This is a genomic window from Pseudoalteromonas sp. Z9A6, assembly GCF_011378805.1.
GTDB lineage: Bacteria > Pseudomonadota > Gammaproteobacteria > Enterobacterales > Alteromonadaceae > Pseudoalteromonas > Pseudoalteromonas distincta.
The window spans coordinates 11,260-23,216 of record NZ_WTKZ01000023.1 but is presented as its reverse complement, the minus strand read 5'-3'; the positions used below and the strand labels follow the sequence as shown (position 1 = coordinate 23,216).

Here is an 11,957-nt window from a genome sequence, read left to right as displayed (position 1 = left end):
TTAAACCTTACGACCTAATAGTTGAGATAAAGCCGGGTCAACGACTATACGATTTTCCATGGCTGTACGCCCTAATAACATTCTAAACTTCATTGTTGCACGGCTTGTTAAAGTAAGCTCGATAGGCCAGCTATGCTCGCCTGCATGCAATGTAGTTTCTATAAAGTAACGTAACTCTTTTTGCCCACTTGAGCTGGTTACGTACTTCATTTTTTTAACTTTTGCATTGCAAGTGACTTGCGTTTGCTCATCATCTTGCAGTGGCTGGGCCGTAAATTTAACCCATTTTTCTGAGTCAACTTCGTATTCTTCAATGTTAATTGCATGAATACATGAAGTGCGAGCGCCAGTATCAATTTTTGCTTTTATCTCGTTAATACCAAGCCCAGGTAAACTTAACCACTCACGCCAACCAACTGTGATCTTTGCTGTCATAAATGTGCCCTTAATAAAAAAGTGACTTATACGCTACAGGTAAAAAAACACCAACGAAATAAATTTATCTAGTCGATTAGTAAATTAAATTGATCTTTTTAAACAACTGGTCACACAATGCACGCCTTGCTGAATAGTACTTTATGCCACTTTACTCAGCCCAAAGGCTCTGCATATATTTTGCTATTTAAGCTTAACTTATTAAAAATAAAGGTAAGTTTAAAATACTTAAGTAGATACACTATAGTTAACGGTATTAAAAATACACTATTATGAGAAATAATTATGATTAATGGTTTACTACATGCACTTGTACTTGATGGACAAGGCGGCGCTCGCCCTATTGAAAGCACTAATGAGCTAAATAGCTGGCAACCAAGCCACGGAAAACTTTGGGTGCACATGGACTATAGCCAAAGCGAGGCTGTTGAATGGCTCAAGGCACAACCTCATTTAAACGACTACGAATTAGAGTCCTTAATTGCTGATGAAACACGCCCACGTATTACGGCTACAACTAACGGGCACATGTTATTTTTACGTGGTGTAAATTTAAATCCAGCACAAAGCCCTGAAGACATGGTTTCAATTCGTTTATTTATTAGCGAAGACATTCTTATTACTACCCGTAAGCGCCGTTTATTATCGGTGCAAGATACGCTCGCCTGTTTAAATGAAAATAAAGGCCCATGCAACATTTCTGAATTAGTGTGCTCTATTACACAAAAATTAACCTCACGTATGCAAAGCGTTATTGACTCACTAGATGAAACACTCGACGAGTTTGAAGAAGAAATAGATGAACCAAGTAAAAAGTTTGACAACCAAGGCTTATCACAATTGCGACGCCAAACTATTGCCTTAAAACGTTATTTAAAACCGCAAAAAGAAGCCCTTAGCTCAATGGTAAATAACCACTACCTATGGTTATTAGATGACGATAAAGCAAAACTTAATGAAACCACTAACTTATTAATTCGTTATCTTGAAGAGCTAGATAGTTCGGTTGAACGTGCGCAAATTATTCAGCAAACAATCACTAACCAAGTTTCTGAGCAGTTAAACCAGCGAATGTATGTTATGTCTGTAGTGGCAGCACTTTTTTTACCACTGGGCTTTTTAACGGGGCTTTTAGGTGTAAACGTAGGAGGCATTCCTGGTACAGAGAGCCCTTATGCGTTTAGTGCTTTTGTCATATTTTTAATTGTGCTCACTGGCAGTATTGGTGTGTATTTTAAAAATAAAAAATGGCTGTAAATTAAAACGCATATTTATTATGGCCACTCAATTGAGTGGCCATAATTAAGTGACTACTTAGTTTGTTTGCCGGGTATAAGTAACATTAGTCATTGTTACTTTTGATTGAGTAATACCTAAATCTTCAAAGCAATTTTTGAATGAATTAGAGTTACCTGCTTCACCGCATTTATCTAGAGTATTTGGATCTTGAGACTGTAAATAGTTACCAAACTTAAAGTAAGATTCAGAATCATCTTCTACAGGAATACCAAACGAATTACCTAGTGCACTTACATCTACATCGCCGTAATTATTTACCACTCGCAAGTTAAATGACTCACCGCTTGTAATAGTACCTAGCGCAAATTTTTCTTCATTGCCACTGGTATTACGCAAACGAACATAGACATCAAAAATGCCATTACCCGCTACGCTGTCGTTAAAACCTGATTCATCAGTATCTGAAACATACACTTTAGAAATAGTCCCAGTATCGCTGGCGTGGTGCTGTGAAATAATTGTTTTACCGCCATCAGACATTTCAACTTTTACAGTTGCTTCAAATACTTCGTAAGACTGTGTCATGGCAACACGCAAGCTTTCTTTTACCTTGTACTCATGACGCCAGCCATTCCCGTTAGGCGTAATATGCTGTGCCTCCAAAGGTACAAACACTAACGTACTATCGTTAACTAACGGGTTAGGGCTATCCCCTTCTAAATCAAAAACACTACCACTTGTAATGCTGCTTGGAATCGTTGTACCGTCTCCAGATCCTGCACCATCATCAGTGCCACCACCATTATTACTGCCCTCAACTAATGTAAAATTATCAAAGCGTACATCACTTGAGCTATTGTAATGCTTAGCAAATACTTGCAGTGAATTGGTATTCACTGAAGTAAACGTTTTAGTTACCTTAGTCCAAGACGATACATCAAAGGTTTTGTTTTTAAATAAACCGTTTAAGTCGTTAACCCCAATCTGCCCTTTACCAAGTACATAAGCACTTAACGTATATTCAGTGTTTGGCTGAATATTACTAATTGATAAACACGTGCAGGACTTCCCTGAATTTTTAACGATTTAGATCCGCTATATGCATCAGATGAGATAGCCGCTGGCTCAGTTTCGTTCCAACTACTAAAACCGCTTTCAAAGCCAGGGTTATTAATAGTTGCAGCGTGAGATAACGCTGAGGTTGCAGTAATTGCAGTGCAAATAAACAATTTCTCGTGGTTAATCATTATCTTTATTCCTTTAAACCTGAACATAAAAACAACCTAACTACTTAGGTTAGTGAAATTCACTAACACTTAGATCTTACCGCTATACAGGTTTTTAATTGTGTATGAATAGTAATGGTAATTTAAATGGCAAATAAAACCTACCAATTAACATTACCAAAAAGTATGCCCGAAGGCGGATAAAGGTTACATTTATTGTTACCAATATGTCAACACAGTGTGGTACAGCAAATAAGTATTACTTACACCTTTATTACCACTTAAAAACAAATTTAATTTTCAATTTAATCAACACATTATATTTTATTAAGTAACGAATTAATTTTTAAAAATAAATTTTAATTTCAGACATAAGTATTAAAAAATAAATAACACTGCTTACCAATAATTATGGACAATATTAATTTAGTATGAATAAAAAATAAAAATAGAGATAAATTAAAGGCCAATCTTAAATTGGTAACAACCAGATTTAAATTGGTAATGTACATTTTTGATTTATATAAAGGCTAGTGAGTGTATTTAAAGCTTAAACAGGGGGTAAAACTAAAAAAGGCGAGCATTGTTAAATGCTCGCCTTTACTATTTTTCTAATGCTGGATAATTAATTACTCTTGAAAGTAAGTACCCCAACCGTCGTATTCAACATCGCACTCAACGGCTAGTTGCGCTAGCTTATCAACGTCTTCCATAATAACGTCTACGTCTAGCTCAGCTTCAACTACAATGTCAAAGCTCCAAATTTTACTGCCATCTTCAAGCTCAAGCTCTGCTGGCTCTTCAACATCGTAGCCTAATTTAAAAGCAGCCAATGCAGCTTGCTCTAGTTTAGGGAAGTCTTCACACACAAAATGGTGTTCTACTTCATAAAGTATTTCAGGATCTGATCCATCTTCAAGTAGTGAACTTACGATGTCTTCACTTATTTCACGCCAGTTTTCCATTATTTTTCTCTCACTTGAGCATCTAATTCAGTTATTTTAGCAGCCATAATGCTATGCACGCTTTTAGCATGCTCACGCGCGCTAATTTCTTTATCAAGCGGTATAGGCGCTAACATTTCGATGTAAATTGTACCATTATCCCAACGATTTAGCTTAATGGTTTTATGTGTTGTATTCATACATACCGGAATTATGGGTACATCTGCGCTCATTGCGGTGTGAAAAGCACCTGTTTTGAACGGTAGCAACCCTCTTCCATAGCTTCGTGTGCCTTCTGGAAACATCCATACAGATAAGCCATTACTTTTAATTTTTTCGGCTGCTTTGGAGATAGTTCCCGCTGCTTTGGAGCGATTCGATCTGTCTATTAATATATTACCCGACAACCAATAAAGCTGACCGAAAAATGGGATCCACTTTAAGCTCTTTTTCCCCAAACTTACGCAGTTTTTAGGCACCATTGCAGGCACTGTAAATAAGTCGTAGCTATTTTGATGATTAGCAACATAAACAGCAGGGCCTGCATCAATTGCATCTTTATGACGTATTAAAACTAATTTAACGCCAATCATTTTAGCCATTGAGCCAAACCAGCCCGCTATTATATGTACATTATTGGGATGAAATGGTCTTACAATCGAAAGTAATAAACCAAAAATACAACTGAATAATATAAACATCAGCATAATAAAAACGCGTATAACAGCTAGCAAATGAGTTTCTCCAAAGATCAATTATGATTATTATAGCGTTATTTTGTGACACAGACGAGTCAATAGCGCACAAGTGTACGCTGAAATATGCAAGCTCTTTACTTTAAAACAAAAACGGCCTGCAAATGCAGACCGTTTTTATTTATACAAAAAAGTAATTGGTTACTCTTCGTTAATGGCTTCTATTGGTTCATCATCTTGTGGGGTTAGCTCAACAACGGCTTCGTCAACACGCTGTAAGCCGCGCGGTAGTTTATTACCCCTACGCCCTCTCTCACCATGATAATGCTCTAAATCAGATGGTTTAAGCGTTAGTTTACGCTTACCAGCATGAAGCGTAACACTGCTTCCTTGTGGCACAACAGCAAGCACTTTTACAAACTCTTCACGGGCTTGTACTTTAGCTCCAGGAATAGAAATAATCTTATTCCCTTTACCTTTGCTAAGTTTTGGTAAGTCACGTAGCGGGAATAAAAGCATGCGACCTTCGTTAGAAATAGCCATACAGTAATCACTAGCAACATCGTTCACCCTAATAGGAGAAAGTAATATTCCACCCTTAGGGACACTTACCAGCGCTTTACCATTTTTATTTTTACTCACTAAGTCTTTAAAGTCAGTAATAAAGCCGTAACCTGCATCTGACGCCATAAGCAATACTTGCTCGTCTTCACTCATTACCACGTGCTCAAAATTAGCACCTGGTGTTAAGTTAAAACGACCTGTCATTGGTTCACCTTGGCTACGCGCCGAAGGCAGACTGTGCGCATCGGTTGCAAATGCCCGCCCTGCTGAATCTAAAAATACAGCAGGTTGATTGCTCTTACCCCGAGCCGAGGCTCTAAAGCCATCACCTGAACGGTAATTTAAGCCTTGTACATCTAAATCATGGCCTTTACCAACGCGTGCCCAGCCTTTATCAGATAGCACAACAGTGACTGACTCTGATGGAATTAAATCTTTTTCGTTAAGTGCTTTCGCTTCTGAGCGCTCAATCACTGGCGAGCGACGATCGTCACCGTACATTTCAGCGGCTTCTTGAATTTCTTTTTTAAGCAGTGTCGACATACGACGTTCTGAGCCCAAAATTTGCGCTAATTTATCACGCTCTTTGGCTAGTTCATCTTGCTCACCGCGAATTTTAAACTCTTCAAGTTTTGCTAAATGACGAAGTTTTAATTCTAAAATAGCTTCTGCTTGCGTATCAGTTAAATCAAAGCGCTCCATTAATACAGGCTTTGGTTTGTCTTCGCTGCGGATGATTTCAATCACTTCATCGATATTTAAAAAGGCGGCTAATAAACCTTCTAAAATATGCAAACGTGCTAATACTTTATCTAAACGATACTGCAAACGACGACGCACTGTTTCGCGTCTAAATGTTAGCCACTCACTTAAAATACAGCGCAAGTCTTTAACTTGCGGGCGACCATCTAGGCCTAGCATGTTTAAGTTTACGCGGTAATTTTTTTCAAGATCGGTGGTTGCAAATAAGTGCGCCATTAATGGCTCAGCTTTAATGCGGTTTGAGCGCGGAATAATTACAATACGCGTTGGATTTTCGTGATCTGACTCGTCACGTAAATCAGCAATCATAGGTAATTTTTTAGCGTTCATTTGCGCTGCAATTTGCTCAAGTACTTTACCACCTGAACATTGATGCGGCAGCGCTGTAATAACAATATCGCCATGCTCTTCGGTGTAAACCGCACGCATTTTGATAGACCCACGACCGGTTTTATATATTTTATGAATATCGGCTTTTGGGGTAATTATTTCAGCATCTGTTGGGTAATCTGGTGCATGTACAAGCTCAAGTAATTCTTCAAGCTCTGTTTTTGGTTTATCAAGTAATAAACAACATGCGCTAGCCACTTCACGTACGTTATGTGGCGGAATATCTGTTGCCATACCTACGGCGATACCCGTTATACCATTGAGTAAAATATGCGGTAAACGTGAAGGCAATACTACAGGTTCATCCATGGTGCCATCAAAGTTTGGTGTCCAATCAACAGTGCCTTGGCCAAGCTCTTTGAGCAGTACTTCTGAAAACTTAGATAAACGCGCTTCAGTATAACGCATTGCTGCAAACGATTTAGGGTCATCTGCCGCACCCCAGTTTCCTTGTCCATCTACCAAAGGGTAGCGATAAGAAAACGGCTGCGCCATTAATACCATCGCTTCGTAACAGGCACTGTCGCCGTGTGGATGGTACTTACCGAGTACGTCACCCACTGTACGGGCTGATTTTTTGTACTTAGCGTTAGCCGACAAGCCCAATTCGCTCATCGCATAAATAATACGACGCTGCACTGGTTTTAAGCCATCACCTACATGCGGTAGGGCACGATCCATGATTACGTACATGGAATAATTTAAATAGGCGTCTTCGGTAAAACGCCCCATTGTTTGTTGCTCAATTCCTTGCATTAGCAAGGTATCTGTATCACTCATTAAAGCTTACCTAGTTTTTCTTATAGCTTACACGGTAGATTACATTGGCGTAATCATCGCTTACTAACAGACTGCCGTCACCTAATTCTGCAAATGCAACAGGGCGTCCAAATGTTGTTTCGTCTTTCATAAAGCCAGTAATAAATGGCGTATATTTAGTTACGCGACCTACTTCGATTGTTGCAAGGCCTACTTTATAGCCTGACTTTTTAGAACGGTTCCATGAGCCATGTTCAGCAACAAATAATTGTTGCTTATAACTTGCTGGAAATTGCTTACCGTTATAAAAATGAATACCTAGTGGCGCTACGTGCGCTGGAAGTGCAAGTGCTGGCGATGTGTAATCGGCAATGTTTTTACCTTCCCCAAACTCAGGGTCAATAATTGCGCCGGCATGAACATACGGAAAACCAAAATGCTCACCTTCTTGCGTTGCACGGTTTAACTCATCAGGCGGAATATCATCGCCCATCATGTCGCGACCGTTATCACTAAACCATAAAGCTTGAGTAGCAGGATGAAAATCAAAACCCACTGTGTTTCTAACGCCTTTAGCTATTGTTTTTATTTGTTTTGTTTCTACATTAAGGGCAAAAATACGACCAAAACGTTCATCCTCAGCACAAATATTACACGGTACACCCACCGGAATGATTAATTCTCCCGTTGGTGCAAAACGTAAAAATTTCCAACCATGATGACGCTCACTCGGTAGTTTGTTATAGACCACATCAAACTTTGGATCTTTTAATTGGGTATCAATATTTTTAAAGCGAATAATACGATGCACTTCGCCTACATATAAATCGCCATCTTTAATTGCTATGCCAGAGGGCATGTTTAAGCCTTTAGCCACAACAATTTTTTTATCTGCTACGCCGTCGCTATTGTGATCAATAAGCGCATATACGTTGCCTGCTTTACGAGAGCCAACATACACAATACCTTTTTTTGAAACAGCTATTTGACGTGCATTTTCTACATCATTTGCAAATAAACTAATTTCAAACCCAGGTGCTACGGTGAGCTTATCAAGTATATTTTTAGCCATTGCAGGAGCGCTAGTCAGCCCAAGTAACAGCAAACTTCCTAGTAATTTTTTCATTCGTCTCTCCTAGTGTTAGGCACAAGCAATTAAACGAGCGCCTTGTTACCATGATCTTCTAACCATTGACGACGATCAGGCGATCGTTTTTTAGCAAGTAGCATATCCATCATTTCCATGGTTTCTACTTCTTCATCAAGCGTAAGCTGCACTAAGCGTCGTGTATTAGGATCCATAGTGGTTTCACGAAGCTGTAACGGATTCATTTCACCCAGACCTTTGAATCGTTGTACGTTTACTTTTCCGCGTTTTTTCTCGGCTTCTATGCGCGCTAAAATAGCGGTTTTCTCTTCTTCATCTAGGGCATAATAAACTTCTTTGCCAATATCTATTCTAAATAATGGCGGCATTGCAACATACACATGCCCTGTTTTTACTAACTCTGGAAAATGACGAACAAACAGTGCACATAACAGTGTTGCAATGTGTAATCCATCCGAGTCAGCATCGGCCAGTATACAAATCTTATTGTAACGCAGTCCCGACATATCTGTTGATTCTGGGTCAATACCCAGTGCCACTGAAATATCATGTACTTCTTGTGATGCTAGTATTTGCCCCGACTCTACTTCCCAAGTATTTAAAATTTTACCACGTAGCGGCATAATTGCCTGAAATTCACGGTCTCGCGCTTGTTTCGCAGAACCACCAGCAGAATCACCTTCCACTAAAAACAGCTCGGTTCGGTCATTATCGGCAGCACTACAATCGGTCAATTTACCTGGTAATGCAGGCCCTGCAGTAACTCGTTTACGTACGACCTTTTTAGCTGCACGCAAACGGCTTTGCGCGTTTGAAATACATAACTCAGCTAATAATTCTGCGGTATCGGTATGTTCATTTAGCCATAAACTAAACGAATCTTTTACAACACCCGATACAAATGCGGCACATGAGCGCGATGAAAGTTTTTCTTTGGTTTGCCCTGCAAATTGTGGGTCTTGCATTTTAACCGACAATACGTAACTACAACGCTCCCAAATATCATCTGGTGTTAGCTTTACGCCACGAGGTAGTAAATTTCTAAACTCACAAAACTCTCGCATTGCTTCAAGCAAGCCTTGGCGCAGACCATTTACATGTGTACCACCTTGCGCGGTAGGAATTAAGTTTACGTAGCTTTCCGCTATTGATTCGCCACCTTCAGGTAGCCATACAACAGCCCAATCAGCGCCTTCAATTGAGCTTTTAAATTCACCTACAAATGGGTCTTGCGGTAATGTTTCAAACCCTTTAACGGCTTCAATTAGGTAATCTTTTAAGCCAGTTTCGTAAAACCATTCTTTGGTTTCTTTCGTTTGCTTATTAACAAACTTAATACGCAGTCCTGGGCATAAAACCGCTTTGGCTTTTAATAAATGATTAAGCTTGGTAATTGAGTAGTTTGGAGAATCAAAATAGCTAACGTCAGCCCAAAAACGAACGGTGGTACCTGTATTGCGCTTACCAACAGTACCAATTACGCTCAAGTCTTCTACCTTGTCGCCGTTTTCAAAGGCCATTCTAAATTGTTGAGCGTCGCGCCTTACCGTTACTTCTACACGTGTAGATAACGCATTTACTACAGAAATACCTACACCGTGTAAACCACCCGAAAATTGGTAGTTTTTATTAGAAAACTTACCACCGGCGTGTAACTTAGTGAAGATTAGTTCAACCCCTGGGATACCTTCCTCTGGGTGAATATCAATAGGCATACCACGTCCGTCATCGCTCACTTCGAGCGAGTTATCTTCGTGGAGTATTACGTCGATACGAGTGGCATGACCCGCCATAGCTTCATCGACACTGTTATCGATAACCTCTTGGCCTAAATGGTTTGGGCGTACGGTATCGGTGTACATCCCTGGGCGTCGTTTTACCGGATCTAATCCATTAAGTACTTCAATGGCTTCGGCGTTATAATTTTGATCACTCATAGTTTTTGTCTTTATATCCGCTAAGGCTCTAATACGTTTACTAGTTTTATTGTTATATGCGCTAAAGCGTTAATATAGTAACTAACCTCAGTTCAGGCTAACTAGTTTTACGTGATTTTAAGAAAATCTACAATACTTGCAAAGGTGCGTTCAAATTTAACGTAGCTATGATCGCCACCAAACTCTATCAATTGCTTGCATTGCGAATAATATTTTACTGCGTGTTGAAAGTTCAACACTTCATCGCCTGTTTGCTGTAATAAATACAGTAACTCAGGATGTGCTAATTTATCTACAGTGAGTAATTTCAGCGCCTCAATATGACTGTTATTTAAATCGTAATGATAATCTTGATACGGATTATAATTAGGCCCAAGTAACGACTGTAATAAATTATAGGGTGCGACCGCGGGATTAATAACCACTGCAGGAATTTGATAACGCTGCGATAAATACGTGGCAAAAAAACCACCTAACGAGCTACCTAATAAAACGGTATCTGGCGTTAGCAATTGTTCAAGCTCAATTATAGCTTGTAGGGGCTCGTGGTTTAAGTTCGGTACACAATAATCAACGTCATAGTTTGCCATAAGCTCACCAAAGCGCACAGCTTTATATGATTTTTGTGAACTATTAAAGCCGTGAATATAAATTACGCGCTTAGCCATACCACTTCCGTTTTTACTTCAACTTTATCTTTTGTACTCTTTAGATTTAGCATTCTGTAAGCAGGCCCCGCATTTTTTTGCTCCCACTTTGGAGTGTATTTTACAAACTGTACTGAACTGGCAGGACTTGCATATATAGGCAAGCCTCTAAAATTTTGTTCATAGTCGTTGTGTACATGACCATGAAAAAGCGCAGATACATTATTACTATTAACTAAAATATTTAAAAGCTGTGGACCATTTTCTAATAAGTGCTTATCAAGATAGCCATTTATTGGCAGTGGATTATGATGACAAAAGATAACTTTACTATTATTCGAGTTGACTAAAGTATCAGTTATTTCATCTAAATGCGCGCCAGTAACCCATCCTGCGGGCGTGGGCCCTTTAGAATTAATAAGAAGCAGCTCAACCCCGTTAGCAATAATATGTTTAGCCGAATTTATTTTTCCGCCACTTATGCGATTAAGCATTACTAGTTCATCATGATTACCTGGTACCCAAAATACAGGGCAAGTGATGTCACTGGCATTTATAAGTTCACTAAATAATAAGTACGATTCGAAACTATGGTCTTGTGTTAAATCACCACCAAAAATTACGCAATCTACTGGCTGCTCAGCGATGTGTGCCAAAGCTTGTTCAAAATGAGCTGCAGTATTTGCATTAAAATATTCACCATTTTTATCTGCAAATAAATGGCTGTCGGTAATATGCGCAATGCACAAAGATGATTTATCAAATGTATATGCATCATCAAACCAAGCCATTATTTACATCCCAATTTAATGTTGCTTGCCCGTGCTCTACACAGGCCACTAACCAGTCGTATAAAAAAGCATTAAGTTGATACTTTTCATCTTTTTGATGCATTTTAGGGTTGGGGTATCCGTACGATGGTTTTATGCGTTGATGATAATCGTGATGAATAATTTCAGCTACTTTCGCATCGTGATACAAGCGAGCCGTTAAATACAGCGGCGCTATCCCTTTAACCATTCCTGTTAGCTGCTTAATTGAAATATCCATAGTGTATTTTGCGCTGCCATCAATTTTTGTAGCAAATTCACTGTTGCCAAGTTTTACTTCACGAATGCTTCCTATATTGCGCTCGCTCGGTAACAACTTTAATAGTCGCACATAGTTATGCTCACAAAGTGTTAAATACTTTGGGAGGCTTTGAATATATCGATTTGTTGCTAATTGTGCTGTCAAAGTTCCGCCATAATA

10 protein-coding genes and 1 pseudogene are annotated in these 11,957 nt (G+C 39.2%); 1 reads left to right on the top strand and 10 read right to left on the bottom strand.

All coding sequences use genetic code 11. From position 1 onward, the window contains the following. Positions 1-435 (bottom strand): ATP-dependent zinc protease, encoded by a 435-nt coding sequence (locus tag GQR53_RS10465; protein WP_007585784.1) that lies wholly within the window; start codon positions 433-435, stop codon positions 1-3. A 285-nt stretch (positions 436-720) separates the two neighbouring features. On the opposite strand from GQR53_RS10465, the gene GQR53_RS10460 reads away from it, so the two are divergent. Continuing rightward, positions 721-1,692, top strand: a complete 972-nt coding sequence (locus GQR53_RS10460) for a zinc transporter ZntB (protein ID WP_165743896.1) — start codon at positions 721-723, stop codon at positions 1,690-1,692. Positions 1,693-1,749: 57 nt separating this feature from the next. Here GQR53_RS10460 and GQR53_RS22260 read toward each other — a convergent pair. The 9 genes and pseudogenes from GQR53_RS22260 to GQR53_RS10415 all read right to left on the bottom strand — a co-directional run bounded on the left by GQR53_RS22260 (position 1,750) and on the right by GQR53_RS10415 (position 11,942). Then, positions 1,750-2,921, bottom strand: a pseudogene (locus GQR53_RS22260) (polysaccharide lyase family 7 protein). Positions 2,922-3,529: 608 nt separating this feature from the next. Further along, entirely contained in the window at positions 3,530-3,865 is a 336-nt protein-coding gene (gene rraB / locus GQR53_RS10450; protein ID WP_002961968.1) for a ribonuclease E inhibitor RraB, read from the bottom strand. After that, positions 3,865-4,578, bottom strand: coding sequence for a 1-acylglycerol-3-phosphate O-acyltransferase (locus GQR53_RS10445; RefSeq protein WP_165743895.1), 714 nt, complete (start codon positions 4,576-4,578; stop codon positions 3,865-3,867). Before GQR53_RS10445 ends, rraB begins: the two co-directional genes overlap by 1 nt. A gap of 162 nt (positions 4,579-4,740) precedes the next feature. Next, positions 4,741-7,035 (bottom strand): DNA topoisomerase IV subunit A, encoded by a 2,295-nt coding sequence (gene parC, locus GQR53_RS10440; RefSeq protein ID WP_002961963.1) that lies wholly within the window; start codon positions 7,033-7,035, stop codon positions 4,741-4,743. Positions 7,036-7,045: 10 nt separating this feature from the next. Then, on the bottom strand, positions 7,046-8,140 hold the full coding sequence (locus GQR53_RS10435) for a PQQ-dependent sugar dehydrogenase (protein WP_024605067.1): 1,095 nt from the start codon (positions 8,138-8,140) through the stop codon (positions 7,046-7,048). A gap of 29 nt (positions 8,141-8,169) precedes the next feature. Further along, on the bottom strand, positions 8,170-10,059 hold the full coding sequence (gene parE, locus GQR53_RS10430) for a DNA topoisomerase IV subunit B (RefSeq protein ID WP_165743894.1): 1,890 nt from the start codon (positions 10,057-10,059) through the stop codon (positions 8,170-8,172). 107 nt (positions 10,060-10,166) lie between these two features. Further along, positions 10,167-10,727, bottom strand: a complete 561-nt coding sequence (locus GQR53_RS10425) for a YqiA/YcfP family alpha/beta fold hydrolase (RefSeq protein WP_165743893.1) — start codon at positions 10,725-10,727, stop codon at positions 10,167-10,169. Further along, positions 10,712-11,497, bottom strand: coding sequence for a metallophosphoesterase (locus tag GQR53_RS10420; protein WP_165743892.1), 786 nt, complete (start codon positions 11,495-11,497; stop codon positions 10,712-10,714). Before GQR53_RS10420 ends, GQR53_RS10425 begins: the two co-directional genes overlap by 16 nt. Continuing rightward, complete coding sequence (locus GQR53_RS10415) at positions 11,484-11,942, bottom strand: DUF1249 domain-containing protein (protein ID WP_002961958.1); 459 nt, start codon at positions 11,940-11,942, stop codon at positions 11,484-11,486. The genes GQR53_RS10420 and GQR53_RS10415 overlap by 14 nt, the downstream gene beginning before the upstream one ends. Positions 11,943-11,957 lie beyond the last annotated feature (15 nt).